The following is a 25,086-nucleotide window of genomic DNA, read 5'->3' as shown; positions in this document are numbered from 1 at the left end:
GGGAGGACGACCGTGCGCACGGTCCTCGTCACCGGACCCGGCGGCGCGGGCCGCACCACCCTCGCCGCCGCCACCGCCCGGGCCGCCGCCCGCACCGGCACCCGCGTCCTGCTGCTCACCGCCGACCCCGGCGACCGCCTCGGCACCGTCCTCGGCGTCCCGCTCGGACCCGCGCCCGCCGAGGCCGCCCCCGGCCTGCACGCCCTGCGCCTGGACGCCGCCGACCGGCTCCGCGCCGACCTCCTCGCCCTCCAGGAACGCGCCGCCACCGCCCTCGACGCGCTCGGCGCCACCCCGCTCGCCGCCGACGAACTCACCCCGCTGCCCGGCGCCGAGGAACTCGCCCTCCTCCGCGCCCTGCGTGAACTCGCGGCCCTCCCCGACGGCGACCCGGCCCGGCCCGGCCTCGTCGTCGTCGACCTGCCCGCCGCCCCGCGCGCCCTGGCCCTGCTCTCCCTCCCCGGCGAACTCCGCCGCTACCTCGCCCGGCTGCTGCCCGCCGAACGCCAGGCCGCCCGCGCCCTGCGGCCCCTCCTCGGCCGCCTCGCCGGACTCCCGCTCCCCGGCGAGGGCCTGTACGAGGCCGCCGCCCGCTGGGACACCGAGCTGGCCGCCGCCCAGGCCGCCCTGACCCGGCCCGGCACCAGCGTCACCCTGGTCGCCGAACCCGGCCCGGCCGGCGCCGACGCCGTCCGCGAGGCCCGCACCGCCCTCGCCCTGCACGCCCTGCCCGCGGGCCCCGTCCTCGCCAACCGCGTCCTGCCCGCCGACGGTGCCGGAGCCTGGGCCGCACCCCTCCTCGCCCAGCAGGCCAAGGCTCTCGACGCCTGGGACCAGGACACCGGCGGCCCGGCCGTCCGTGTCCCGCACCTCGGGCACGACCCGCGCGGACCCGAGGACCTCGACGCGCTCGGTGTGCCCGCGCCAGGGTCTGTACCCGCCGCCGTGGGCCCGCGTGTCGAGGACCGGCTCGCCACCGACGGGGTGCTGCTGTGGCGCCTGGAGCTGCCCGGTGCCACCCGGGACCAGCTCGACCTGGTCCGCCGCGCCGACGAACTGGTCGTCACCGCAGGACCGTTCCGTCGCATCCTGCCGCTCCCCGCCGCTCTGCGCCGCTGCACCGTGGCCGGGGCCGCCCTGCGCGACGGGGCACTCACGGTCCGCTTCGCCCCCGACCCCGCCCAGTGGCCCCAGGGCCACTGAACCCCGCCCGGCCCCGCCGTTCCGGTACCGTCGGAAGGGAGTACGCCCCCTTCACCCGCCGCAGGAGCTGGCCATGAGCGACGCCACCGAGCGCCCCGGAAACGACCGACCCGGCGCCGACGAGGACGCCTGGGGGCAGGCGTGCGCCGAGGACTTCGCCGCCGAGCGGGAGCGCCGCCGCGCCCGGTACGGCACCCCGCCCGGCTCCGCCGCCGAGGAACTGCGCAAGCTGCTGGACGCCGTCACCGGCAAGCTCGCCGAGGGCAACCTGCTGGGCGCCACCGTCCAGGGCGTCGAACAGGCCGTACGGCAGGCGCGCGCCGCCGTCGAACCGGTCGTCGAACGCAACCCGGAGGTCTTCACCCACCTCGCCGCCGCCGGCTCCGAACTCCTCGCCGCCTACCGCTCCGCCGTCGAGAAGCAGGAGAGCGGCTGGACCAGGGGCGCCGGGGCCGGTGCCCCGCCGCCCCGCAAGCCCGAGGAGGGCACCGGTGGCGCGCGCCCCGACGGCCGCCGGGACGACGAGGGCCCCGGCCCCGCCGAGCACATCGACCTCGACTGACCCGGCCCGAACTCCCGGACGACGCCCGCCCCTCGGGTACCGTGGCCCGCAGCGGGGCTCGACCTGAACTGAGGGACACATGGGACTGACCATCGGCGTCGACATCGGCGGCACGAAGATCGCGGCCGGAGTCGTGGACGAAGAGGGCGCGATCCTCAACACCTTCAGGGTGCCGACACCCGCGACCGCCGAGGCCATCGTGGACGCCATCGCCTCAGCGGTGGAAGGAGCCCGCGAGGGGCACGAGATCGAGGCCGTCGGCATCGGCGCCGCCGGATACGTCGACGACAAGCGCGCCACCGTCCTCTTCGCCCCCAACATCGACTGGCGCCACGAGCCGCTCAAGGACAAGGTCGAGCAGCGCGTAGGCCTGCCCGTCGTCGTCGAGAACGACGCCAACGCCGCCGCCTGGGGCGAGTACCGCTTCGGCGCGGGCAAGGGCCACGAGGACGTCATCTGCATCACGCTCGGCACCGGCCTCGGCGGCGGCATCATCATCGGCAACAAGCTGCGCCGCGGGCGGTTCGGCGTCGCCGCGGAGTTCGGCCACATCCGCGTCGTCCCCGACGGGCTGCTCTGCGGCTGCGGCAGCCAGGGGTGCTGGGAGCAGTACGCCTCCGGGCGCGCCCTCGTCCGGTACGCGCGCCAGCGCGCCGCGGCCACGCCCGAGAACGCGGTGCTGCTGCTGTCGCTCGGCGACGGGACCACCGAGGGCATCCAGGGCAAGCACGTCAGTGAGGCCGCGCGGCAGGGGGACCCCGTCGCCATCGACTCGTTCCGGGAACTGGCCCGCTGGGCCGGGGCCGGGCTGGCGGACCTCGCCTCGCTCTTCGACCCGTCGGCCTTCATCGTCGGCGGGGGCGTCTCCGACGAGGGGGATCTGGTACTCGATCCCATCCGGAAGTCGTTCCGGCGGTGGCTGATCGGGGGGGCGTGGCGGCCGCACGCCCAGGTGCTCGCCGCCCAGTTGGGCGGGAAGGCAGGGCTGGTCGGCGCGGCCGACCTCGCTCGGCAGGGCTGAGCCTGCGCTCGGCTCGTTCTCGGGGTTCGGCCCGGTGGGCCGGACCCCTTCTTCCGGCCTCAGCGCCGGCGGGCTTCGGTCGGGTGCGGGTCGGCTGGCGGCGCCGGTTGCCGGTGGCCTCAAGCGCCGGCCGGGCTGGGGTGGCCTCAAGCGCCGGCCGGGCTGGGGAGTGCCGGACTGTGGTGCGTTGTCGGGTGCGGGTCACTGATGGCCTCAAGCGCCGGCCGGGCTCCGATGTGGCTGGGCTCGGGATTCGGCTGTCGGGTGTGGTCAAGCTGGGACGCGGCCGGGGTTGGGAGTGGCGTGGGCCGGACCTTGGTCTGGTGTACGGGAATGGGGGGCCGACCCGATCAAGCCCGGCCGGCGTTTGAGGCCATCGGTGCCCGGTGCCCGGTGCCCGGTGCCCGGAAGTGGGGGCGTACCCAGTTGTGGTGCGGTCGGGGTTCGGGGGCTCGTCCGGCGACTCGCCCGGGCGTCGGCCGGGGGCTAATTTGGGGGCATGGTGGACATGGTGCGGCCCGGGCCGGGGGAGCTGGTGGCGTCGGGGCAGGTGAGCGGGGACGCCGTGGTGCGGGTGCTCAGTTACAACGTGCGCTCGCTCAGGGACGACCCGGCTGCCGTCGCCCGCGTGGTGCGGGCCTGCGCGCCCGACCTCGTCCTGGTGCAGGAGGCGCCCCGGTTCTTCCGGTGGCGCAAGCCGCTGGGGCGGCTGGCCGCGGCCTCGGGGCTCGTGGTGCTGTCCGGCGGTGCCCCGGCGGCGGGCCCGGCACTGCTCTGCTCGCTGCGGGCCACCGTGGAGTCGACGTACGACGAGCTGCTGCCGCTCACCCCGGGTCTGCACCGGCGCGGCTTCTCCACGGCGGTGGTGCGATTCGGGACGGCCCGGCTCGGGGTGCTCAGCTGCCACCTGAGCCTACGCAAGGACGAGCGGTACGCGCAGGGCGGGATGCTGCTGGAGCGGCTGGCGGCGATGGGCGTGGAGCACGCCGTGGCCGGGGGCGACGTGAACGAGCGCCCGAAGGGCCGCACCTTCCGGCGGCTGGCCGCCGGGCTCCAGGACGGCTGGGCCGTACGGCCCTGGGGCGGCGAGTACACCTCGACACCCGCCGACCCGCACCAGCGGATCGACGCGATCTTCGCGACCCCGGGCGTCGAGGTGCTGGGCTGCGGCGTCCCGGCCCCGGGCACGGCCGACCCCGGCGTACCGCCGTTCACCGAAAACGACCTGCTCCGGGCCACCGACCACCTGCCCGTACTGGCGGCGCTGCGGGTGCCGGGCGCCCCTCACTGAGCCGGGGCCTTCAGACCACGGCCCCGCGCCCCGGATCGTCGTCGTCCTCGTCTCCGTCGTTCATGCGGACGACCAGGGTGGCGAAGCCGCCGAGGAAACCGCCGACCCCGAGCGTCGTCAGCCACCAGGTCATGTCCCAGCCCAGCAGGACCGCGAGGAGGAGCAGCAGTGGGCCGCCGAGGACGGCCACCCACGCGAAGCGGGTCGTGGTGTCGGCCTCCGGCAGCGGCGGCGGCTCGGGCGGTACGAAGTGGCCCTCGTCGTCGTCCTCGGCGGCGCCGCCCCTCTGGCCGTCCGCGCGGTCCTTGCCGGCCGAGGCGTTCTCCCCGGCCGGCCGGTAGTCGCGCGGCTCGACGCCCGGCGCGAAGGAGACCGAGCCGCCCAGCGGCCGCTCCGGCTCCAGGGTGCCGGTGCCGCCGCCCGGGTCCTCGGTGACCGTCGGCAGCTGGCGGTCCAGGTCGGCCATCTCCTCGACCGACTTGAAGGGCCGCGCGCCGGGCGGATCGGCCGGCTCCTGCCCGTACCCGGCGACGATCGCCTCCCAGGCGGCCTTCTCGTCCAGCGGGGGCTTCTGCTCGTCGGGCTCGCAGTTCTCCTCGCGGCCCGCGCCCTGTTCAGCCACTGACGGCCTCCCCTTCCGGCCTGCTGCCCGCTCCGTCCGCCGAGGTGCGGGCGATGAAGGCGGCACTCTCCTCGAAGACGCGCGGTGCGTCGTGGTCCAGTGTCGCGACGTGGAAGCTGTTCTCCAGCAGGACCTCCGTCACGTCCCGTGAGGAGACCCGGCCCAGCACCCGTGCCGAGTCGGCCGGCGGCACCACGTGGTCCTGCGGGCTGCGCAGGAGCAGCAGCGGCTGGGTGACCTGCGGCAGTTCGGCGTCGACCAGCCGGAAGAACTTCCGCAGGGAGTGCGCGGCGTGCAGCGGGACCCGGTGGTAGCCGACCTCCTCGGAGCCCGCCAGGGCGATGTCGGAGACCAGGCCCTTGGTGGTGCGCACCAGGTGGCGGGCGGCGGGCAGGGCGTAGGCGCTCAGGCCGTGCACCTTGTCGGCCGGGTTGACGACGACCACGCCGCGGACCGCGTCCCCGTGCCGGGCGGCCAGCCGCAGCGCCAGCGCGCCGCCCATCGAGAGCCCGGCGACGTACACCCGCTCGCAGCGGGCGAGGAGTTCGCCGAGGGCCCGGTCGACCTCCGCGTACCAGTCCTGCCAGCCGGTGAGCTGGAGCTCCTCCCAGCGGGTGCCGTGGCCGGGCAAGAGCGGCAGGGAGACGGTGTGGCCGCGGGCGGCGAGGTCCTCGGCCCAGGGGCGCATCGACTGGGGTGTTCCGGTGAAGCCGTGGCAGAGGAGGACACCCGTGGGTCCGCCGTCGTGGCGGTACGGTTCGGCTCCAGGCAGGACCGGCACCTTCGGTCTCCGTTCGTGAGGCGCGGACGGGGCAGACGGCTCCGGAGGGGGCGTCGCGCCGCCGCCGGTGCGGGCTGGTGTGGTGTTCACCGTACGCGACCGGGCCTGCACCGACCAGGTTCCGTGACGTCCCGTGGCCACCGCCGTTCGGCCGCCGCCGAGGCGGGTCCCGCGCCCGTCACGGGATAAGGTCTCTGGCGACATACCCGGCAGGAGGAAGACCCTTGATCTACGGAGCCATGAAGGTCGTCATCGGAGGGCCGCTCAAGGTCGCCTTCCGACCGTGGGTGGAGGGCATCGAGAACATCCCCGCCGACGGTCCCGCGATTCTCGCCAGCAACCACCTGTCGTTCTCCGACTCCTTCTTCCTGCCCACGATGCTCGACCGGAAGGTCACCTTCATCGCCAAGGCGGAGTACTTCACCACGCCCGGGGTGAAGGGCCGGATGACCGCCGCGTTCTTCAAAGGCGTCGGCCAGCTCCCCGTCGACCGCTCCGGCGGCCGGGGCGCCGGCGAGGCCGCCATCCGCAGCGGCATCGAGGTGCTGGAGCGCGGCGAACTGTTCGGCATCTACCCGGAGGGCACCCGCTCCCCGGACGGCCGTCTCTACCGCGGCAAGCCCGGCGGCCTGGCCCGGGTGGCGCTGGCCACCGGCGCGCCGGTCATCCCCGTCGCGATGATCGACACCGAGAAGATCCAGCCGCCCGGCCAGGTCCGCCCCAAGCTGATGCGCCCCGGCATCCGCATCGGCAAGCCGCTGGACTTCCGCCGCTACGAGGGCATGGACCACGACCGCTTCGTGCTGCGCGCGGTGACCGACGAGGTCATGTACGAGATCATGAAGCTCTCCGGCCAGGAGTACGTGGACGTCTACGCCACCGTCGCCAGGCGGCAGATGGCCGAGGACGCCAAGAAGCGCGCCGAGGAGGAGAAGACCATCGCCAAGGCGGAGAAGGCCGCGGCCAAGGCAGCCTCCGCCCGCGAGCAGGACGACGCCGGGCGGGCCGCCTGAGAGGCCGCCCTCCGCGTCCGCACCCGCTCCCGGTTACTTTGGTCGGCGAAAGCGCCGCCGGTCTCGGCGGCCGGCGACCGGGGGCGCGGAGATGAGACGTGAGGCGGCCGCGATGAGCATGTCGGTGGAGCAGCCGCTGTGGCGCGCGCTGACCGCCTACCGCGCGCTGACCGCGGTCTACGCGGTCGCCATCGCCGTCGTCGCCCGCGACTCCTACGAACGCCCCCAGGCCGCCTTCGGCTACCTCGCGGTCCTGCTGGTGTGGACGCTGGCCACGCTGCCCCGCCTCACCGGCGCCGACCGCTGCACCCGGCCCTTCCTCGCCGTGGACGTGGGCCTCGCCCTGGCCGGCATCCTGCTCACCCCGCTCGCCGACGGCGCCGGACGGCACGCCACCGACGGGCCGACGCTGCCCTCCATCTGGACCGCCGGCGCCGTCCTGGCCTGCGCCCTCAAGGGCGGCTGGCGCTGGGCCGCCGCCGCCTCCACCCTGGTCGGCGCCGCCAACCTCGTCCAGCGCGGCGAGGCCAGCCGCAACACCCTCCACAACGTGCTGCTGGTCTGGGTCGCCGCCATCGCCATCGGCTACGTCGTCGAGGTGGCCCGCGCCTCCGAGCGGACCCTCGCCCGCGCCCTGGAGATCCAGGCCGCCACCAAGGAACGCGAACGCCTCGCCCGCGACATCCACGACGGGGTCCTCCAGGTCCTCGCCATGGTCCAGCGCCGGGGCACCGCCGTCGGCGGTGAGGCCGCCGAACTGGGCCGCCTCGCCGGCGAGCAGGAGGCCGCGCTGCGCCGCCTCATCACCCGCGGCCCGGTTCCCGGGCCGCGGCCCGCCGCCGTCCCGGGCACGCTGTCCGGGGACCTCGGGGTCCCCGGTGACGAGGTGCCCGAGGACCTGATGGCGCTGCTCGGCCTCCACGCCGACGCCCGCGTCACCCTCTCCGGCCCCGGCACCCCGGTGGAGCTGGCCCCGCACGCGGCCCGCGAGACGGCCGCCGCCGTCGGCGCAGCCCTGGACAACGTCCGCACCCACGTCGGCCCCGGCGCCCGCGCCTGGGTTCTGGTGGAGGACGAGCCGGACCAGGTGCTGGTCTCCGTCCGCGACGAGGGGCCCGGCATCCCCGAGGGGCGGCTCGCCGAGGCCGCGGAGGAGGGGCGGCTCGGGGTGGCCCAGTCCATCCGGGGGCGCCTGCGGGACCTGGGCGGCACCGCCGAACTGGTCTCGGTGCCGGGGCAGGGCACCGAGGTGGAGCTGACCGTACCGAAGGACCGGGGAGACGGCCGGGAGGCGGCGGCGACGGGCCGCCGGGACCCGGCCCGGGCAGGGGAGGGGACGCAGTGACGACCGAGGAGCACGAGCGGCCGGGCGGTACCACGGAGCCGGTGCGGGTCATGGTGGTGGACGACCACCCCATGTGGCGGGACGCCGTCGCCCGGGACCTGGCCGAGGCCGGGTTCGCGGTGGTGGCGACCGCCGGGGACGGGCCGCAGGCGGTCCGCCGGGCCCGCGCCTCCCGGCCCGACGTGCTGGTCCTGGACCTGAACCTGCCGGGTCTGCCCGGCGCCCGGGTCTGCCAGGAGGTCGCGGGCGAGGACGGACCCCGGGTGCTGGTCCTCTCCGCCAGCGGTGAGCACGCCGACGTGCTGGAGGCGGTCAAGGCCGGGGCCACCGGCTACCTGGTGAAGTCCGCCGGGACCGAGGAGCTGATCGACGCCGTCCACCGCACCGCGCACGGCGACGCCGTCTTCACGCCGGGCCTGGCCGGTCTGGTCCTCGGCGAGTACCGCAGACTCGCCGCCGGGCCCGCCGCCGCGCGCGGCAAGCCCGACGCGCCCCGGCTGACCGCCCGGGAGACGGAGGTGCTGCGGCTGGTCGCCAAGGGGCTCAGCTACAAGCAGATCGCCGAGCGGCTCGTCATCTCGCACCGCACCGTCCAGAACCACGTCCAGAACACCCTCGGCAAGCTCCAGCTCCACAACCGCGTCGAACTCGTCCGGTACGCGATCGAGGCCGGACTCGACGACGACGGCGAGTGGACCCCGGGCGCCGGGCGCTGACCCGCCGTATCCTCACGCTGAGGCGACCGAGTAACCCAACGACCCGGGGAGACGGCGTGAAGATCCTGGCATTCGGCGTGCAGGACGACGAGCGGCCGCTGATCGAGCGGGCCTTCGCCGACGCGCACGAGGTGCGCTGCGTCGACGTCTTCCTCAACGAGGACACCGCCGCCATCGCCCACGGCTACGAGGTGATCTCCACCAGCGTCAACGCGGACCTCGGCAGCCCCGTGCTGCAGACCCTGGCGGCGGGCGGCACCCAGTTCATCGCGCAGCGCTCCACCGGCTTCAACAACATCGACCTCGATGTCGCCGAACGCCTCGCGCTGACCGTCGCCCGGGTCTCCACCTACTCGCCGTACTCGGTCGCCGAGTTCGCCTGGACCCTCGCGATGGCCGTCAACCGGCACATCGTGCGGGCCGCCAACCGCACCCGCGACTTCGACTTCCGGCTGGAGGGGCTGATGGGCCGCGACCTGCGCGGCCGTACCGTCGGCGTGGTCGGCACCGGCCGCATCGGCGAGGCGTTCACCCGGATCGCCCACGGCTTCGGGATGAACCTGCTGGGCTGGGACATCACGGAGAACCCGGCCTGCGCCGACCTCGGTATGCGCTACGTCGAGCGCGAGGAACTGTTCCGCGAGGCCGACGTGGTCAGCCTGCACGTCCCGCTGCTGCCCTCCACCGAGCACCTCGTGGACGCCCGGGCCCTCGGCCTGATGAAGGACGACGCGATCCTCGTCAACACCAGCCGCGGGGGCCTCGTCGACACCCGCGCCCTGGTCGACGTCCTGCGCGCCGGCCGCCTGCTGGGCGTCGGCCTCGACGTGTACGAGGCCGAGGCCGGGCTCTTCTTCTACGACAAGTCCCTCGACGTGGTCACCGACGACGTGCTGGCCCGCCTGATGACCTTCCCCAACGTCGTCGTCACCTCGCACCAGGCGTACTACACCGAGGACGCCGTCACCGAGATCGTCGACACCACCGCCCGCAACGTCCGCGACCACCTGGCCGGCCGCCGCAACGAGAACGTCCTGGTCCCCGCCCTCCCGCCGCGCTGACCCGAGCCCGGGCCCGCCACCGCGGAGCGGCGGACCCCGGCCCCGACCCCCTCAGCCGACCCCGGCCGGCACCTGGGACAGCAACTCGGCCACCAGCGCCGGGCCGCGCAGCGACAGCACCGACTCCGGGTGGAACTGCACCGAGGCGAACCCGGGCCCGCGCAGCGCGTGCACCTCCCCGGCCGCGTCCCGGCTCACCTCGACGCCGTGCGCCGCCAGCTCCGCCGCAGCCTCGTCGTCGCAGGAGGCCACGTAGCTGTTGTAGAAGCCGACCGTCTCCGGCCGCCCGAACAGGCCGATCCGCACCTGCGCCCCCTGGTACGGCACCCGCTTGCGCACCAGCGGCAGCCCCAGCTCCGCCGCGATCAGCTCATGGCCCAGGCACACCCCCAGCACCCCGCGCCCGCCGTGCCGCGCGCCCAGCACGTCCGCCGTGACCTCGCGCAGCAGCCGCATCCGGGGGTCCGCCGGGTCCGAGGGGTCACCGGGCCCGGGGCCGAGCACCACCGTGCCCCGGTGCGCCGCCACCGCAGCCCGCAGGCCCGGTTCGTCGAACCGGCGCACCGTCGTCCGGTGCCCCGCCGCCCGCAGCACATGGGCCAGCATCGAGGTGAAGGTGTCCTCGGCGTCGACCACGAGCGCGTCCCCGGCCACCGGCGCGGACGGCTCGCGCATCCGCAGCCAGAACGGCGAGAGCCGCTCCCGCCGGGCGTCCAGCGCCGCCCGCACCCGGATGTCGTCGGCGAACCGCACCGGGGCCGGACCCGTCTGCGGCCTGCCCGGCCGCACCCCGAGCGCCGCCAGCACCCCCGCCGCCTTGGCGTGCGTCTCGGCCACCTCGCCCGCCGGGTCCGAGCCCCGGACCAGGGTGGCGCCGACCCGGACCCGGACCAGCCCGGCGGTGTCGATGTCGGCGGTGCGGATGAGGATCGGCGAGTCCAGACTCTGGGCGCCCGAGGCGTCGGTGGAGAGCAGGGCGAGGGCGCCCGCGTAGTAGCCGCGCCCGCCCGGCTCGTACCGCTCGATGACGCGGCAGGCGTTCTGTACCGGCGAGCCGGTCACGGTCGCCGCGAACATGGTCTGCCGCAGCACCTCGCGTACGTCCAGGGTGGACCGGCCGCGCAGTTCGTACTCGGTGTGCGCCAGGTGCGCCATCTCCTTCAGCCGGGGGCCGACCACCACCCCGCCGAGGTCGCCGACGGCGCACATCATCTTCAGTTCCTCGTCGACCACCATGGACAGCTCGTCGCGCTCCTTGGTGTCGGCGAGGAACTCCAGCAGCCCGTCGGCGGACGGCCCGCCGGACGGGTAGCGGTAGGTCCCGCTGATCGGGTTCATCACGACGGTGCCGCCCGGCTCGTCCTGGCCGCCGCCCGACATCCGCACGTGCACCTCCGGGCTGGCCCCGACCAGCGTGCGCTCGCCGGTGTGCACCACGTACGTCCAGTAGGCGCCGCGCTCCTGGGCCAGCAGGCGGCGGAAGAGGGCCAGTGCGTCGGCGCGGGAGAAGCCCTCGATCCTTCCCTCCCAGGTGCGGCTGATCACGAAGTTGGCGCCCTCGCCGCCGCCGATCTCGTCCGCGACGACCCGGCGGACCACCTCCTCGTACTCCGCGTCGTCCAGGTCGAAGCCGCCGTCCGCCACCTCCACCCGGCCCTCGGGCAGGGCCGCCAGCGCCACCTCCACCGGCATCCGGTGCACCGCCTCGGCGTGCAGCACCACCAGCCCGGTCCCGTCGTCCCGCACGTCGAAGCCCCGCTCGCGGATCTGCCGGAACGGCACCAGGGCGAGGGCGGGGCGTCCGTCCACGGGCAGGTCGGCGAGGCGTTCCACCTCGCGTACCGGCCCGGTCAGCACCTCCACGGTCCGACCGTCGAGGCCGGGGGCGGAGCGCCGCAGCAGGGCGAAGGGCGGGGCGCCCGGGGCGGTCAGCCGCGCCAGGTCGAAGGAGGTCTCGGGCGAGCGGGAGGGCGTCGAAGGCAACGGAGTTCCTTTCCTCACGGGCCCGGCGGGCGGGCCCCGGTGCGGGGTGGTGAGGTGAGGAGGAACGGCCCCGGACATGCGAAAGGCCGCCCCTCGGGCGGCCTGGAGTCGATCTGAGCGCGTCAGTCAGCGGGCCGCCGGATGAGCGGTCCACCACCAGTTCTGGGTCTGCTGCGCAGTCATGGCGCGGAGCCTAGCGCACCCGACCGTACCGGCGCAGGCACGTTCCGTACCGCGTGCCGCTCGTCCCACACTGTGGGCAGAGCGCCGAACGCCCCGGGCCGAGGCCGTACCCTGGCTCTCGTGACATCGACTGTTGAGAACTCAGCTGCCCGTGTGCCGTCCTGGCGGTCCCTGCCTGCCGCGCAGCAGCCCGAGTATCCCGACCAGGAAGCCCTGGCGCGGGTGGTCACGGAGCTGGAGTCCTTCCCGCCGCTCGTCTTCGCGGGCGAGTGCGACCAGCTGCGGGCCCGTCTCGGTGCCGTCGCCCGGGGCGAGGCGTTCCTCCTCCAGGGCGGCGACTGCGCGGAGTCCTTCGAGGGCGTGGGTGCGGACGACATCCGCGCCAAGGTCAAGACGCTCCTCCAGATGGGCGCCGTGCTGACCTACGCCGCCTCCGTTCCGGTGGTGAAGGTCGGCCGCATCGCCGGTCAGTACTCCAAGCCGCGCTCCAAGCCCACCGAGACCCGCAACGGCGTGACGCTGCCCACCTACCGGGGCGACTCCGTCAACGGCTTCGACTTCACCGAGGAGGCCCGGGTCCCCGACCCCGAGCGCCTCAAGCGGATGTACCACGCCTCCGCCTCCACGCTGAACCTGGTACGCGCCTTCACCACCGGCGGCTACGCCGACCTGCGCCAGGTGCACGCCTGGAACCAGGACTTCGTGAAGTCCTCCCCGTCCGGTCAGCGGTACGAGAAGCTCGCCCGCGAGATCGACAACGCGATGAGCTTCATGCGGGCCTGCGGCGCCGAGCCGGAGGAGTTCCGCACCGTCGAGTTCTACGCCTCCCACGAGGCGCTGCTCCTCGACTACGAGACGGCGCTGACCCGCACCGACTCGCGCACCGGCCACCTGTACGACGTCTCCGGCCACATGGTGTGGATCGGGGAGCGCACCCGGCAGATGGACGGCGCCCACATCGAGTTCGCCTCCCAGGTGCGCAACCCGATCGGCATCAAGCTCGGCCCGACCACCACCCCGGAGGAGGCGCTGGAGTACATCGAGCGCCTCGACCCGGAGCGCGAGCCCGGGCGGCTCACCTTCATCGTGCGGATGGGCGCGGACAAGATCCGCGACCGCCTGCCCACCCTGGTGGAGAAGGTCACCGCCTCCGGTGCCACGCCGGTCTGGGTCACCGACCCGATGCACGGCAACACCTTCGAGGCCGCCTCCGGTCACAAGACCCGGCGCTTCGACGACGTGCTCGACGAGGTGAAGGGGTTCTTCGAGGTCCACAAGGAGCTGGGGACGCACCCCGGCGGCATCCACGTCGAGCTGACCGGTGACGACGTCACCGAGTGCGTGGGCGGGGGGGACGAGATCTTCGTCGACGATCTGCACCAGCGGTACGAGACCGCCTGTGACCCGCGGCTCAATCGGAGTCAGTCGCTGGATCTCGCCTTCCTGGTGGCGGAGATGTACCGGGGGCAGTGAGGGCCTCCGGCCCGGGTTTTGCGGGGCTCGGCTTTCTGTCGGGCCCCGCGGCCGTTGGGCGTGGCTTCAGGCGTCGGCCGGGCTGGGGTGCCGTTTCGTCTCGACCGTGCCGGTCAAAGATGGCCTCAACCGCCGGCCGGGCTGAAATGTGGCCTCAAACGCCGGCCGGGCTGGAGTTGCGCCGACTGGGAGGCGGCCTGAGGTGTGGGCCGGGATGGGGCTCCCCGGGGTGCGGCTCTCGGGACGTGGTGTGCGGGGTGTTGTCCCCGGGGCGGGGCGGGGCGGGGCGTGGGGCGCGGGTCGATCTGTGATCCGTGCCCCACTGGTGTGCCCGGGCTGTCCTGCGCATTCCCCGGTGAGTAAGGTTAGGTTAGCCTCACCGAAGGGTCGGTTCGACCGGTCGGTGGGGGTCTGTCCTGCCGCCGCATTCTCGGGGAGGTGAACCGCGTGTACGTCTGTTCCTGCTTCGGCATCACCGAGGAGGAGGTCAGGGAACGTGCGGCCGCGGGCGCCGGTACGCCGCGCAGCATCGCCTCCGCCTGCAAGGCCGGCACCGACTGCGGCTCCTGCGTCCGCCGCATCCAGGCCCTGCTGGGCCGGGGTGCCGCCCCTCGCCGCCACGCCCCGGGGTGCCGGGCCGCGACGCGGGCCGCCACCGGGAGCGCCGCGCCGCTCGACGAGGCCGCCTGAGCCGGACGACCGGACGCCTCAGCTGTCGGGCTGCTCGATCTGCTGGGCGATGTACAGCGCCTCACCCATCTTCTCGATGATCGCCAACTGGGCCTCCAGATAGTCGATGTGGTGCTCCTCGTCCTCCAGGATCTCCTCGAAGATCCGTCGCGAGGTGTGGTCGCCCTTGGCCCGCATCACCTCGATGCCCCGCTTGAGCCGGTCCACCGCCTCCAGCTCGATCTGCATGTCGGCCTCGAACATCTCCGTGACCGTCTGGCCCACCCGGACGTGGAAGAGCCGTTGGTAGTTGGGGAGGGCGTCCAGGAAGAGGATGCGCTCGGTGAGCTTGTCCGCGTGCTTCATCTCGTCCATGGACTCGGCGCGCGTGTACTTGGCCAGCTTGTACCAGCCGTTGTTGTCCTGGATGCGGTAGTGGAGCCAGTACTGGTTGATCGCCGTCAGCTCGGCGGTCAGCTGCTCGTTGAGAAACTCGATGACCTCGGGATCGCCCTGCATGGCAAGGGCTCCTTCCAGGGTGCGGACGGGGCGGGAATGCGCGCATCCTCGCAAAGCCGGGACCCCTGGTCCAGTAAGTACAGGCTTAGTGGCAGATGTCCGAATCGAGGTCGCCCTGGTCAAGCCGGCCGCCCGGGTCTGTCAGGATGGAAGGCATGGGACAGCCGGAAAGCCGCGAGGCGCAGCAGCCACCGCTCCCTCCCGGACAGCGGCTCCAGCGAGGGTGGCCGGTCACCCACTACGGCCCCGTGCCGCGCTTCCGCCCCGACCGCTGGGAGTTCCGCGTCTTCGGCGCCACCGCCGAGCGGGGCAAGCGCACCTGGACGCACGACGAGTTCACCGCCCTGCCGTACACCACCGTCGTCGCCGACCTGCACTGCGTCACCAAGTTCAGCATGCTCGACGCCGAGTGGGGCGGGGTGCTCGCCCGTACGGTCGCCGAGGCCGCGCCCCCGGCCGAGCACGTCACCCACGTCATGGTCTGGGCCGAGTACGGCTTCAGCTCCAACCTGCGGCTCAGCGACTTCCTCGACGAGCGCACCGTCTTCGCCACCCACAAGGACGGCGAACTCCTCACCGCCGAACACGGCTTCCCGCTCCGCCTGATCGTCCCCCACCTGTACGCGTGGAAGGGCCCCAAGTGGGTGCGCGGCATCGAGTACATGACCGCCGACCGGCGCGGCTTCTGGGAGGAGCGCGGCTACCACAACGTCGGCGACCCCTGGCGCGAGCAGCGTTACTCCTACCAGGAGGAACCGGGGGACGGCCCCGGGCTCTGAGCGGCGCGGTCAGCCGCCCTGCGCCAGGTCCCGCAGCTCCTTCAGCCGGGCCACGTCCGCGGTGTGGCCCTCCTTGCCGCCCGGCGTCTCGATGACCAGCGGCACCCCGGCCACCGCCGGGTGGCCCAGCAGTTCGCCGAACGGGTCCGCGCCGATCGAGCCCGAGCCGATCGACTCGTGCCGGTCCTTGTGGGCGCCCGCGACGTCCTTGGAGTCGTTGGCGTGGATCAGCCGGAGCCGGCCCTCGCCGACCGTCTCCACCAGCGCGTCCAGCGTCTCCTTCACCCCGCCCGGCGCCGCCAGGTCGTGGCCCGCGGCGTGGATGTGGCAGGTGTCCAGGCAGACGCCGAGCTTCGGGTGGCGCTCCAGCACGTCGAAGTACGGGCCGAAGTCGTCGACCTCGGCGCAGAGCGAGGCGCCCTGCCCGGCCGTCGACTCCAGCAGCAGGTACGGGTCGTCGTCACCCAGCTCGTCCAGGAGCGGCAGCATCAGCTCACGGGCCTGCGCCAGCGCCGTGTCGCGGGAGCGGCCGCCGGTCGCCGAACCGGTGTGCACGACGACGCCGAGCGCCCCGATCTCCCGGCCCCGGCGCAGCGAGTGCCGCAGCGAGACCACGGACTTCTCGGCGGTCGCCTCGGTGTGCGAGCCGAAGTTGATCAGGTAGGGCGCGTGGACGAACGCCGGTATGCCCCGCTCGGCGCGGAGCCGGCGGAACTCCTCGTCCTGCTCGGGGTCGCCGGCGGGCGTCGCCCAGCCGCGCGGGTTGGCGACGAAGACCTGCACCGCCTCGGCGGCGAGGTCCTGGGCGTAGGCGAGGCCGGTCTTCGCGAGGCCGCCCGCGACGGGAATGTGGGCACCGATGCTGCTCTTGTTCACGCGATCCAGGGTCGCACGACGGCGCACGCTCCCGTGACCTCCGGGTCAGCGGACGCGGATGGTGATCTCCGAGCCGCGCGGGGCGGTGTCACCGCCGTCGACCGACTGGTCCCACACCGTGTCACCGAAGAACCAGCGCGATACGTCGACCTTGAACCCGGCGTCCTCCAGCGTCTTGCGGGCCGCCGCCTCCGTCTCGTCGGTCACGTCCGGGACCTCCACCAGCTCCGGGCCCTTGGAGAGGGTCAGCTCCACCTCGGCGCCCCCGGCCAGTTCCGTCCCGGGCTTCGGCGACTGGGCCGCCACGGCGCCCTTCTCGTGCTCGGAGAAGACCCGCCCGTCGGCGGTGCGCACCTTCAGCCCGGCCTCCTTCAGCGTCTCGGTGGCCTCCTGGAGCGAGGAACCGGCCAGCTGGGGCACCTCGATGGGCGCGCCCTTGCTGACCACCAGCGCCACGGCCGAGCCGCCACGCCGTTCGGTCCCCGCCGCAGGGTCGGTGCCGACCACCTCGCCCTTGGCGAGGGAGTCGCTGAAGGCCCGGGTCACCATCCCCGGCTCCAGGCCGGCCTTCCGCAGCCGCGCCCTGGCCTCGCCCAGCGTCATCCCCTCGACCCGCGGGACGGTCGCCTTGCGCGGGCCGAGCGAGACGGTCAGCCGCACCGAGCCGTTGCCCCGCACCTGCTCACCGGTGGCCGGGTCGGTCTTCGTCACCGTGCCCCGGTCCGCGGTGTCGCTGTACTCCTTGTCGACGCCGCCGACCTCCAGCCCGGCGTCCGCCAGCCGCTGCCGCGCCTCGTCCTCGGTCTTGGCCAGCAGCGGCGGCACCCGGGTGAACTGCCCGGAGCTGACGTACCAGACCCCGGCGCCCACACAGAGCACCAGCAGGATCGCCGCCAGTGCCGCCGCTGCGCCGCGCCGCGGGCCGGCCGCCCACCGGCGCCAGGCCGGGGCGGGCGGCCCGGGCGGGGGAGGCGCCAGCACACTGGTGCGCTGCACCCCGTCGTCGGCGGGCCGGGCGGGCGTGGCCTCGGTGAGGCGGCGGGGGATGACACTGGTCCGGTCCTCCGCGATGCTGCGGTCGCCCTCCAGCGCCGCCGGGGGCACGGCGTCCAGCGCCGCGTCGTCCAGCGCCGCCCGCGCCTCCCGGGCCAGCGCCAGCAGGGCCACCGCGTCCTCGGGCCGCCCGTCGGCCGCCCGCGCCGTCGCCACCGCGACCAGGCGGTCCAGCTCGGGACCGAGGTGCGGCACGGCCCCGGACGGCGGCGGCACGTCCTCGTTCAGGTGCCGGTACAGGACCTGCGCCGGGGAGTCCCCCGAGTGCGGGCGAGTGCCGGTCAGCATCTCGTAGAGCACCACCCCGCAGGCGTACACGTCCACGCGGGCGTCGGCGACGTCGTCCCGCTCGATCTGCTCCGGGGCCAGGTAGGAGACCGTGCCCAGCACCGCGCCCGTGGTGCTCGTCACCGTGTCCACGGCCTTGACCAGGCCGAAGTCGGCGACCTTCACCCGGCCGTCATCACCTACCAGGACGTTCTCCGGCTTCATGTCCCGGTGCACGAACCCGGCCCGGTGGGCCGCGCCGAGCGCCGCGAGCACCGGCTCCAGCACGTCCAGCGCCGCCCTCGGCGTCAGCGCTCCCCGCTCCCGCAGCACGTCGCGCAGGGTGCAGCCCGGCACGTACTCCATCGCCAGATAGACGTACGCCCCCTCGGCGCCCTGGTCGAAGACACCGACCACGTTCGGGTGCGAGAGACGGGCGACCGAGTGGGCCTCGCGGATGAAGCGCTCCACGAAGGAGGCGTCGGCGGCCAGCTCCGGGTGCATCACCTTGAGCGCCACCACCCGGTCCAGGCGGGTGTCCAGGGCCCGGTAGACCGTGGCCATGCCGCCGACGGCGATCAGCGCGTCGACGCGGTAGCGCCCGTCGAGTACCAGCCCCAGCGGGTCGGTGCCCGCGGGCCGGGGCGAAGTGTCGGGAAGCGGCGTATCCACGCCCCGGAGTCTACGAGCCACGCAGCCGCGCCGAAGACTCGCGAACCGACCGCAGCCAAGCTGTGACGCCCAGGTCACCGCCGAGCCGCGCGCCCCGCCCCGGCCCGCCGGGTCAGAACGCCGGACGCTCCGGATCGAGGTGCGCCACGCCCCGGGCCGGCGACGAGGCCCGCGCGAAGTGCCGGCGCGGGATGCGCCCCGCCCGGTACGCCAGGCGGCCCGCCTCCACCGCGTGCCGCATCGCCGAGGCCATCAGCTCCGGCTCCTGCGCCCGGGTCACCGCCGAGGCGAGCATCACACCCGCGCACCCCAGCTCCATCGCCAGCGCCGCGTCCGAGGCCGTCCCCGCACCCGCGTCGAGGATCACCGGGACCCCCGCCCGCTCCACGATCAGCTCGAAGTTGTGCGGGTTGCGGATGCCGAGCCCCGAACCGATCGGCGAGCCCAGCGGCATCACCGCCGCGCACCCCGCCTCCTCCAGGCGGCGCGCCACCACGGGGTCGTCATTGGTGTACGGCAGCACCGTGAACCCGTCGTCGACCAGCACCTCAGCCGCCTCCAGCGTCTCCACCGGGTCCGGCAGCAGGGTCCGCTCGTCGGCGATGACCTCCAGCTTCACCAGGTCGGTGCCGAGCGCCTCGCGGGCCAGCCGCGCGGTGAGCACCGCCTCGCCCGCCGTGTAGCACCCGGCGGTGTTCGGCAGCACCCGGATCGCCAGGCGCTCCAGCACCGAGAGGACCGAACCGGCCACCCCCGGGTCCAGCCGCCGCATCGCCACCGTCGTCAGCGCGGTGCCCGAGGCGGTCAGCGCCCGCTCCAGCACCTCCAGGCTCGGCGCCCCGCCGGTCCCCATGATCAGCCGGGAGCCGAACTCGGTCCCGCCGACCGTGAACGTGTCGTCCGCCACGGTCAGCCTCCCTGCACGGCGGTGAGCACCTCGACGCGATCGCCCTCGCCGAGGACGGTCGCCGCCCACGCCCCACGCGGCACCACGGCCTCGTTGACGGCCGCCGCCACCCCGCGCGGCGCGGAGGTCAGCTGTGCCACCAGCGCCTCCAGCGTCGTCCCGGCCGCCAGCGCCCGCCGCTCGCCGTTGACGGAGACGGCGTACGTCCCCTCGTGGGTCCTTCGGCCCTCGGTGGTCACCGGGCCCCCTCCTGGACGGGCGCGGCCTCGAACCGCCGCGCGGTGAAGGCGTCCGCGAGTCCGGGCAGTTCGCCCGTGGTCAGCGCGTCCGCCAGGACGTCTCCGGTCACCGGGGTGAGCAGCACCCCGTTCCGGTGGTGGCCGGTGGCCAGGTGCAGCCCCGGCAGGGCGGTCGGCCCCAGCAGCGGAGCGTTGTCCGGCGAGCCGGGCCGCAGCCCCGCCCGGACCTCGGTGAACGGCAGCTCGGTCAGGCCCGGCACCAGCTCGTGGGCGTCCCGCAGCAGTTCGTAGACACCGCCCGCGGTCACCGTGGTGTCCCAACCCAGTTCCTCGGTGGTCGCCCCCACCACCAGCTCACCGTTCTCCCTCGGCACCAGGTACACGTGGCTGCCCCGCACCACCGCCCGCACCGTCCGGCCCAGGAACGGCCCGCCGCGCCGGTACGCCTCGGGCACCGCCAGCCGGACCACCTGGCCCTTCACCGGCCGCACCGGGACGGCCACCTCGGGCGGCAGCCCCGCCAGCAGCCCGCTGCGGCTCCCCGCCGCCAGCACCGTCTGCCCGCCTGTCACGGGCGTGCCGTCGGCCAGCGCCACACCGGCCGCCCGGCCGCCGCGCACCACCAGCCGCTGGGCCGCGCCCCGGCACCACGCCACCCCGGCCCGCTCGCACGCCGTCACCAGCGCCGAGGCCAGGCGCCGTGGGTCGATCTGGTGGTCACCGTCGACCCGCAGGCCACCGCGCACCCCCGGCGCCAGCATCGGCTCCAGCCGTCGGCACTCCCGACCCGACAGCCACTGCGCGTCCAGTCCCGACCGCGTCTGGAGGGCGTGCAACTCCCGCAGGTGCGCCCGGTCGTCGGCGTCCAGCGCCACCGCCAGCGTGCCGCACCGCCGGTACCCCAGCTCCTGCCCGCTCGCCTCGGTCAGCTCCGCCGCGAACCGCGGATAGCGCTCGGCCGACGCCAGGTTCAGCGCCAGCAGGCGCTCCTCGCCGAAGTGCAGCTCGGTGACGGCCGCCAGCATCCCCGCCGCGACCCGCGCCGCGCCCCCGCCCGGCGCCGGGTCCACCACGGTCACCGTCAGGCCGCGCTGGGCCGCCCGCCACGCCGTGACCAGCCCGATGATCCCGCCACCGATGACCACGACGTCCCGCGCCCCGCCCACCGCGTACGCCGCGTCTGCGGCCGCGTACACGGCGGGCGGCCCCACCGGAGCACCGGACGTGGCCACGCCCGGTGCCACGCGATCCCCGCTGTCCCCGCCATCCCTGTTGTCGTCCATGGGCTCCCAGCCCCTCCCTTCGCCGGCATGACCCGGATCAGGTTCCTACGGTCGAAGGCCGCAGCCTCCCTCTCAGCCCGGTCCGCCGGGCTCCCGCGATTGGTCCACGGCCACCCTAGGGGGTGTCCGGCACCTCCCGTACGGCGCCCGGCAGGCTCTCTCGCCGGACAGGATGTGCCGAGCCCCCGCTCCCCGCCCCCCGCCCGTCCCGCCCCGCCGCCCGATCTACAGTGGCCCGGTGAGCGAGACGCATCAGGAAGATCCCGGCGTGGTCGTCGTCGGCGCGGGCATGGCCGGGGTGCAGACGGCGGTGGCGCTGCGCGAACAGGGGTACGCGGGGCCGGTGACGCTGCTCGGCGCCGAACCCCATGCGCCCTACGACCGGCCGCCGCTCTCCAAGGCCGTCCTGCTCGGCACCGCCGAGGGGTCCGCCTTCGACGTGGACTTCGACGGGCTCGGCATCGGGCTGCGGCTCGGCGTCGCCGTCACCGGGGTCCGCCCCGCCGAGCACCTGGTCGACACCGACGCGGGCCCCGTCCCGTACACCGCCCTCGTCCTCGCCACCGGCGCCGAACCCCTCGCCCTCCCCGGCACCCAGGACCACCCCGCCGTCCACCTGCTGCGCACCCTCGACGACGCGGCCCGGCTGCGGCCCGTTCTCGCCGACCGGCGCACCGTCGTCGTGGTCGGCGCGGGCTGGATCGGCGCCGAGTTCGCCACCGCCGCGCGGGAGGCCGGCTGCCAGGTCACCGTGGTGGAGGCCGCCGACCGGCCGCTCGCCGGGGCGCTGCCCGCCGAGGCGGCCGAACCGATGGCCGCCTGGTACGCCGGGCACGGCGTGGAACTGCTCACCAAGGTGGCCGTCTCGCGCGTCGAGGACCACGGCGTGCGGCTCGCCGACGGGACGCTGCTGCCCGCCGACGCCGTCGTCGTCGGAATCGGGGCGCGGCCCGCCACCGGGTTCCTCGCCGACTCCGGCATCGCCCTCGACCCGCACGGGGCCGTCCTGGCGGACGGCCTGCTGCGGGCCTCCGTGCCCGATGTGTACGCGGTCGGGGACTGCGCCTCCTTCCCGTCGGCGCGCTACGGGCGGCGGCTGCTCGTCCATCACTGGGACAACGCCCTCCAAGGCCCCCGCATCGTGGCCGCCGCCCTCGCCGGGGGCGAGCCCGCCGTCTACGATCCCGTGCCCTACTTCTGGTCCGAGCAGTTCGGGCGGTTCGTCCAGTACGCCGGTCACCACGCGCCCGAGGACCGCCTCGTCCACCGTGGCGACCCTCGGGACGCCGCCTGGAGCCTCTGCTGGCTCTCGCCCTCGGGTTCCCTCCGCGCCCTCCTCGCCGTCGGCCGCCCCCGCGACCTGGCCCAGGGCCGCAGGCTCATCGCTTCCGGCACCCCGCTGACCCCCTCCCTGGTCTCCGACCCCGCCGTCCCCCTGAAGTCCGCCACCACCTGAAGCCACCACGCCGACCAGGCCGTGGCTGGGGCTGGGGCTGGGCTCCGCCCCGTTCTGCCGCCTTCTGCCCGTTCCGGTCACTGATTGGCCTCAAGCGCCGGCCGGGCTGGGGTGGCCCGGATGTGGCCGGGCTGTCGTCCGCCCGCGCCTCTTTGCCCGTGCCGGTCACCGATTGGCCTCAAGCGCCGGCCGGGCTGGGGGGTTCGCGGTTTCTCCGGTGCGTGGGTGGGGCGTGGCCGTGCCGGGGTACCTCCTCACAAACTGCCGGGTGCGGGGACAGTTGGAGCATGGCGGGTTGGCGGCAGTTTGCTGCGGGGGCACCCCGGCACGACCCCACCCCACGGTCTCGTACGCGGCCAACCGCCGGTGGGAGGGGGAGGCCGTCCCCGATTGTTCTGTTCGCCACAGTCACCACCGTCCTCCCCTCAGCAGGCCACAAAGACTGCTCGGGGACGGTCTGTCTTTTCTCCTCCCACCGGCGGTTCGACGCCGACGAGAGGGAAGGGCGGGGTCGTGCCGGGGTGCCCCCGCAGCAAACTGCCCTGAGCCCGTCTTGAAGCGACTGTCCCCGCACCTGGCAGTTTGTGAGGAGGTACCCCGGTGCGGCCACGCCCGACCACACCGGCGAACGAACCGCGAACCCCTATAGCCCGGCCGGCGTTTGAGGCCAATCGTTGACCGGCACGGTCGAGAAGGCGGCAGAACGGGGCGAAGCCCAGCCCCACCCCAGCCCGGCCGGCGTTTGAGGCCAGCGCGGGCCGGCACGGCCAGCAGGCGGCACAGTCGGGGCGGACCCCGGCCAAAGACAGCCCGGCCACCCCGGAGCCCACCGGGAAGCGGCACGGCGAGGCCGCCCCACCCCAGCCGGCGCAAGCCAACCCCCGGGCAGGACGACGGCCCCCCGGCCGCCATGGCACTCTTGGGTACGTGACCGAGATTGACGCAAAGATCGATGCTCTCGTCCCCGAGTGGCTCACCCTCCCCGACATCGCCGAACAGTTCGACGTCGAGGTGACCCGGGTCCGCCAACTGGTGAAGGACGGCCAGATCCTGGCCATCCGCCGGGGCGAGAACCGCGTACTGATGGTTCCCGCCGCCTTCATCGACGGCGACAAGGTGGTCAAGGGCCTCAGCGGCCTACTGACCGTCCTCAGGGACGACGGCTTCGCCGACGACGAGATGCTGGAGTGGCTGTTCACCCCCGACGAGACCCTGCCGGGCACCCCCGCCCAGGCGCTGAGTGAGAACCGAGGGACAGAGGTGAAGCGCCGCGCGCAGGCGCTCGCCGTCTGACCCAGCCACGCACACCGCGAGCACGGCCCGTACCGGGCACCGCTCGCACCGGGCACCGCCCGGAGCCCATCCGGGTGCGGGCCGCGTCGCATCGCGGCCCGCACACCGCTGTCAGGGGGACCCCATGTCCGACGCCGCCCGCGCCCGCCTCGCCGACGCCCGCCTCTACCTCTGCGTGGACGCCCGCAAGCGCCAGGGCGATCTCCCGGAGTTCCTGGACGCCGTGCTGGCCGGCGGCGTCGACGTCGTCCAGCTCCGCGACAAGTCGCTGGAGGCGGCCGAGGAACTGGAGCTGCTGGAGGTCTTCGCCGAGGCATGCCGCCGCCACGGCAAGCTGCTGGCGGTCAACGACCGGGCCGACGTGGCGCACGCGGCCGAGGCCGACGTCCTCCACCTGGGCCAGGGCGACCTGCCCGTCCCCGCCGCCCGCGCCGTGATCGGCGGCGCGCCGCTGGTGGGCCGCTCCACCCACAGCGAGGCGGAGGCGGCCGCCGCGGCCGTCCAGCCCGGCGTCGACTACTTCTGCACCGGCCCCTGCTGGCCCACCCCCACCAAGCCGGGCCGCCACGCCCCCGGACTGGACCTGGTCCGCTACGCCGCCACCCTCACCACCGACCGCCCCTGGTTCGCCATCGGCGGCATCGACGCCGGCAACCTCGACGCGGTGACCGAGGCGGGTGCCCGCCGGGTCGTCGTGGTCCGGGCGCTGACCGAGGCCGACGACCCGAAGACAGCCGCAGCCGACTTCGCCCGCCGTCTGCGGGCCCTCTGAGCCGGACGCCGCCGGAGAGCGTCCAGGCATGTCCAAGGTGTGGACAAGAATCGGTTGAAGCGGGCGAATCAACCCGGTTCGGCCCGCCCGCCCCCTCTTCCTGGTTAACCTGCCCGCATGGCCCTAGGTACCGCTTCCACCAGGACTGACCACGCCACGACCGTGCGTGACCTGCTCGCTTCCGGCAAGACCTCGTACTCCTTCGAGTTCTGGGCGCCGAAGACCCCGAAGGGCGAGCGCAATCTGTGGGACGCCCTGCGCAGGGTGGAGGCGGTCGCGCCGAGTTTCGTCTCGGTGACGTACGGTGCGGGTGGCTCGACCCGGTCGGGCACCGTCCGCGCCACTCGGCAGATCGCCGACGACACCACGCTCACCCCGGTCGCCCACCTCACCGCGGTGAACCAGTCCGTCGCCGAGCTGCGCAACACCATCGGCCAGTACGCGGACGCCGGCATCCGCAACATGCTGGCGGTCCGCGGCGACCCGCCCGGCGACCCGATGGGGGAGTGGGTCCGCCACCCGGAGGGCGTCACGTACGCGGCCGAACTGGTCCGGTTGATCAAGGAGTCCGGCGACTTCTGCGTAGGCGTCGCCGCCTTCCCCGAGCGGCACCCCAGGTCCGAGGAGTGGGACACGGACATCCGGCACTTCGTCGACAAGTGTCGTGCCGGCGCCGACTACGCCATCACCCAGATGTTCTTCGATCCGGAGGATTATCTGCGCCTGCGGGACAGGGTGACCGCCGCCGGTTGCGCGACGCCGATCATTCCGGAGATCATGCCCGTCACCAGCCTCCGCCAGATCGAGCGGTTCGCCCAGCTGAGCAACGCGGTCTTCCCCCGGAAGCTGGAGGAGCGCATGCGTGCGTCGGCCGACGACCCGGCGGCGGTACGCTCCATGGGAATCGAGTTCGCCACGGAGTTCTGTGCGAGGCTGCTGGCCGAAGGTGTGCCCGGACTCCACTTCATCACGCTGAACAACTCCACGGCGACACTGGAGATTCACGAGAATCTGGGCCTGCACGACGACAAGGGCTGATCCGCGGCC

Annotated in this window: 25 protein-coding genes and 1 riboswitch; of the genes, 15 read left to right on the top strand and 10 right to left on the bottom strand. The window is 74.3% G+C overall.

Translation table 11 applies throughout. The features are described from left to right. Window positions 1-12: 12 nt before the first annotated feature. The 4 genes from ACSLIC_RS05430 (at window position 13) to ACSLIC_RS05415 (ending at window position 4,077) form a co-directional block, all read left to right on the top strand. Window positions 13-1,203, top strand: a complete 1,191-nt coding sequence (locus tag ACSLIC_RS05430; RefSeq protein ID WP_436736536.1) for an ArsA family ATPase — start codon at window positions 13-15, stop codon at window positions 1,201-1,203. 73 nt (window positions 1,204-1,276) lie between these two features. After that, window positions 1,277-1,765: a DUF5304 domain-containing protein gene (locus ACSLIC_RS05425; protein WP_436736535.1), complete on the top strand. Its 489-nt coding sequence runs from the start codon at window positions 1,277-1,279 to the stop codon at window positions 1,763-1,765. Between the two features lie 79 nt (window positions 1,766-1,844). Next, entirely contained in the window at window positions 1,845-2,786 is a 942-nt protein-coding gene (locus ACSLIC_RS05420) for an ROK family glucokinase (protein ID WP_436736534.1), read from the top strand. A gap of 499 nt (window positions 2,787-3,285) precedes the next feature. Further along, window positions 3,286-4,077 (top strand): endonuclease/exonuclease/phosphatase family protein, encoded by a 792-nt coding sequence (locus tag ACSLIC_RS05415; RefSeq protein ID WP_436736533.1) that lies wholly within the window; start codon window positions 3,286-3,288, stop codon window positions 4,075-4,077. Between the two features lie 10 nt (window positions 4,078-4,087). Here ACSLIC_RS05415 and ACSLIC_RS05410 read toward each other — a convergent pair whose 3' ends face one another. Both ACSLIC_RS05410 and ACSLIC_RS05405 read right to left on the bottom strand, forming a co-directional pair. Continuing rightward, the gene (locus ACSLIC_RS05410; protein ID WP_436736532.1) at window positions 4,088-4,699 is read right to left on the bottom strand and encodes a hypothetical protein; all 612 of its coding nucleotides are present in this window, start codon (window positions 4,697-4,699) and stop codon (window positions 4,088-4,090) included. Next, window positions 4,692-5,480 (bottom strand): alpha/beta hydrolase, encoded by a 789-nt coding sequence (locus tag ACSLIC_RS05405; RefSeq protein ID WP_436736531.1) that lies wholly within the window; start codon window positions 5,478-5,480, stop codon window positions 4,692-4,694. Before ACSLIC_RS05405 ends, ACSLIC_RS05410 begins: the two co-directional genes overlap by 8 nt. 239 nt (window positions 5,481-5,719) lie before the next feature. Here ACSLIC_RS05405 and ACSLIC_RS05400 point away from each other — a divergent pair, with 239 nt between their 5' ends. From ACSLIC_RS05400 to ACSLIC_RS05385, 4 genes are all read left to right on the top strand, one after another. Next, window positions 5,720-6,493 carry a lysophospholipid acyltransferase family protein gene (locus ACSLIC_RS05400; protein WP_436740277.1) on the top strand — a complete coding sequence of 258 codons (774 nt, stop codon included), beginning with the start codon at window positions 5,720-5,722 and terminating at the stop codon, window positions 6,491-6,493. 91 nt (window positions 6,494-6,584) lie between these two features. After that, the gene (gene macS, locus ACSLIC_RS05395; RefSeq protein WP_436736530.1) at window positions 6,585-7,838 is read left to right on the top strand and encodes a MacS family sensor histidine kinase; all 1,254 of its coding nucleotides are present in this window, start codon (window positions 6,585-6,587) and stop codon (window positions 7,836-7,838) included. A gap of 50 nt (window positions 7,839-7,888) precedes the next feature. Continuing rightward, a complete protein-coding gene (locus tag ACSLIC_RS05390; RefSeq protein ID WP_436740276.1) occupies window positions 7,889-8,554 on the top strand; it encodes a response regulator in 666 nt (221 codons plus the stop codon). Window positions 8,555-8,610: 56 nt separating this feature from the next. After that, window positions 8,611-9,615, top strand: coding sequence for a 2-hydroxyacid dehydrogenase (locus tag ACSLIC_RS05385; protein WP_436736529.1), 1,005 nt, complete (start codon window positions 8,611-8,613; stop codon window positions 9,613-9,615). A 51-nt stretch (window positions 9,616-9,666) separates the two neighbouring features. On the opposite strand, the gene ACSLIC_RS05380 is transcribed toward ACSLIC_RS05385, so the two are convergent. Together ACSLIC_RS05380 and ACSLIC_RS05375 are read right to left on the bottom strand one after the other, a co-directional pair. Next, window positions 9,667-11,598, bottom strand: coding sequence for an anthranilate synthase family protein (locus ACSLIC_RS05380; protein ID WP_436736528.1), 1,932 nt, complete (start codon window positions 11,596-11,598; stop codon window positions 9,667-9,669). Window positions 11,599-11,724: 126 nt separating this feature from the next. Beyond that, window positions 11,725-11,781 (bottom strand): trp operon leader peptide, encoded by a 57-nt coding sequence (locus tag ACSLIC_RS05375; RefSeq protein WP_107104582.1) that lies wholly within the window; start codon window positions 11,779-11,781, stop codon window positions 11,725-11,727. 120 nt (window positions 11,782-11,901) lie between these two features. On the opposite strand from ACSLIC_RS05375, the gene ACSLIC_RS05370 reads away from it, so the two are divergent. Both ACSLIC_RS05370 and ACSLIC_RS05365 read left to right on the top strand, forming a co-directional pair. Next, the gene (locus ACSLIC_RS05370) at window positions 11,902-13,254 is read left to right on the top strand and encodes a class II 3-deoxy-7-phosphoheptulonate synthase (RefSeq protein WP_436736527.1); all 1,353 of its coding nucleotides are present in this window, start codon (window positions 11,902-11,904) and stop codon (window positions 13,252-13,254) included. A gap of 447 nt (window positions 13,255-13,701) precedes the next feature. After that, complete coding sequence (locus ACSLIC_RS05365) at window positions 13,702-13,944, top strand: (2Fe-2S)-binding protein (RefSeq protein ID WP_436740275.1); 243 nt, start codon at window positions 13,702-13,704, stop codon at window positions 13,942-13,944. A gap of 18 nt (window positions 13,945-13,962) precedes the next feature. Here the strand turns inward: ACSLIC_RS05365 and bfr are convergent, their stop codons facing one another. Continuing rightward, complete coding sequence (gene bfr, locus ACSLIC_RS05360; RefSeq protein ID WP_436736526.1) at window positions 13,963-14,442, bottom strand: bacterioferritin; 480 nt, start codon at window positions 14,440-14,442, stop codon at window positions 13,963-13,965. A gap of 155 nt (window positions 14,443-14,597) precedes the next feature. Between bfr and ACSLIC_RS05355 the strand changes: the two genes are divergently transcribed. After that, window positions 14,598-15,221, top strand: a complete 624-nt coding sequence (locus tag ACSLIC_RS05355) for a sulfite oxidase-like oxidoreductase (RefSeq protein WP_436736525.1) — start codon at window positions 14,598-14,600, stop codon at window positions 15,219-15,221. 9 nt (window positions 15,222-15,230) lie between these two features. Here the strand turns inward: ACSLIC_RS05355 and ACSLIC_RS05350 are convergent, their stop codons facing one another. The 5 genes from ACSLIC_RS05350 to thiO form a co-directional block, all read right to left on the bottom strand. Continuing rightward, complete coding sequence (locus tag ACSLIC_RS05350) at window positions 15,231-16,097, bottom strand: deoxyribonuclease IV (protein ID WP_436736524.1); 867 nt, start codon at window positions 16,095-16,097, stop codon at window positions 15,231-15,233. A gap of 45 nt (window positions 16,098-16,142) precedes the next feature. Continuing rightward, window positions 16,143-18,089 (bottom strand): Stk1 family PASTA domain-containing Ser/Thr kinase, encoded by a 1,947-nt coding sequence (gene pknB / locus ACSLIC_RS05345; RefSeq protein WP_436736523.1) that lies wholly within the window; start codon window positions 18,087-18,089, stop codon window positions 16,143-16,145. Window positions 18,090-18,201: 112 nt separating this feature from the next. After that, window positions 18,202-18,996 carry a thiazole synthase gene (locus ACSLIC_RS05340; RefSeq protein ID WP_436736522.1) on the bottom strand — a complete coding sequence of 265 codons (795 nt, stop codon included), beginning with the start codon at window positions 18,994-18,996 and terminating at the stop codon, window positions 18,202-18,204. 2 nt (window positions 18,997-18,998) lie between these two features. Further along, entirely contained in the window at window positions 18,999-19,235 is a 237-nt protein-coding gene (thiS, locus tag ACSLIC_RS05335) for a sulfur carrier protein ThiS (RefSeq protein ID WP_436736521.1), read from the bottom strand. Then, window positions 19,232-20,518: a glycine oxidase ThiO gene (gene thiO, locus ACSLIC_RS05330; RefSeq protein WP_436736520.1), complete on the bottom strand. Its 1,287-nt coding sequence runs from the start codon at window positions 20,516-20,518 to the stop codon at window positions 19,232-19,234. The genes thiS and thiO overlap by 4 nt, the downstream gene beginning before the upstream one ends. Next, window positions 20,514-20,625, bottom strand: a riboswitch (TPP riboswitch). It overlaps the preceding gene by 5 nt. A 161-nt stretch (window positions 20,626-20,786) precedes the next feature. Between thiO and ACSLIC_RS05325 the strand changes: the two genes are divergently transcribed. The 4 genes from ACSLIC_RS05325 (at window position 20,787) to metF (ending at window position 25,077) form a co-directional block, all read left to right on the top strand. Next, window positions 20,787-21,974 (top strand): NAD(P)/FAD-dependent oxidoreductase, encoded by a 1,188-nt coding sequence (locus ACSLIC_RS05325; protein WP_436740274.1) that lies wholly within the window; start codon window positions 20,787-20,789, stop codon window positions 21,972-21,974. A gap of 927 nt (window positions 21,975-22,901) precedes the next feature. After that, the gene (locus tag ACSLIC_RS05320; protein WP_436736519.1) at window positions 22,902-23,267 is read left to right on the top strand and encodes an Rv2175c family DNA-binding protein; all 366 of its coding nucleotides are present in this window, start codon (window positions 22,902-22,904) and stop codon (window positions 23,265-23,267) included. Between the two features lie 124 nt (window positions 23,268-23,391). Further along, window positions 23,392-24,039, top strand: a complete 648-nt coding sequence (gene thiE / locus ACSLIC_RS05315; protein WP_436736518.1) for a thiamine phosphate synthase — start codon at window positions 23,392-23,394, stop codon at window positions 24,037-24,039. 117 nt (window positions 24,040-24,156) lie between these two features. Further along, a complete protein-coding gene (metF, locus tag ACSLIC_RS05310) occupies window positions 24,157-25,077 on the top strand; it encodes a methylenetetrahydrofolate reductase [NAD(P)H] (RefSeq protein ID WP_436736517.1) in 921 nt (306 codons plus the stop codon). Window positions 25,078-25,086: the final 9 nt, after the last annotated feature.

The sequence above is a fragment of the Streptomyces sp. BBFR102 genome (genome assembly GCF_051397025.1).
Classification (GTDB): Bacteria; Actinomycetota; Actinomycetes; order Streptomycetales; family Streptomycetaceae; genus Streptomyces.
This window is presented reverse-complemented; position numbering and strand designations above follow the sequence as displayed.

Bases quoted from the DNA above. Each gene is read 5' to 3' on its own strand.
- bfr (WP_436736526.1), bottom strand. From the start codon at position 14,442: ATGCAGGGCGATCCCGAGGTCATCGAGTTTCTCAACGAGCAGCTGACC.
- metF (WP_436736517.1), top strand. From the start codon at position 24,157: ATGGCCCTAGGTACCGCTTCCACCAGGACTGACCACGCCACGACCGTG.
- ACSLIC_RS05400 (WP_436740277.1), top strand. From the start codon at position 5,720: ATGAAGGTCGTCATCGGAGGGCCGCTCAAGGTCGCCTTCCGACCGTGG.
- ACSLIC_RS05420 (WP_436736534.1), top strand. From the start codon at position 1,845: ATGGGACTGACCATCGGCGTCGACATCGGCGGCACGAAGATCGCGGCC.
- thiE (WP_436736518.1), top strand. From the start codon at position 23,392: ATGTCCGACGCCGCCCGCGCCCGCCTCGCCGACGCCCGCCTCTACCTC.
- ACSLIC_RS05415 (WP_436736533.1), top strand. From the start codon at position 3,286: ATGGTGGACATGGTGCGGCCCGGGCCGGGGGAGCTGGTGGCGTCGGGG.
- ACSLIC_RS05355 (WP_436736525.1), top strand. From the start codon at position 14,598: ATGGGACAGCCGGAAAGCCGCGAGGCGCAGCAGCCACCGCTCCCTCCC.
- ACSLIC_RS05425 (WP_436736535.1), top strand. From the start codon at position 1,277: ATGAGCGACGCCACCGAGCGCCCCGGAAACGACCGACCCGGCGCCGAC.
- thiO (WP_436736520.1), bottom strand. From the start codon at position 20,518: ATGGACGACAACAGGGATGGCGGGGACAGCGGGGATCGCGTGGCACCG.
- macS (WP_436736530.1), top strand. From the start codon at position 6,585: ATGAGACGTGAGGCGGCCGCGATGAGCATGTCGGTGGAGCAGCCGCTG.
- ACSLIC_RS05390 (WP_436740276.1), top strand. From the start codon at position 7,889: ATGGTGGTGGACGACCACCCCATGTGGCGGGACGCCGTCGCCCGGGAC.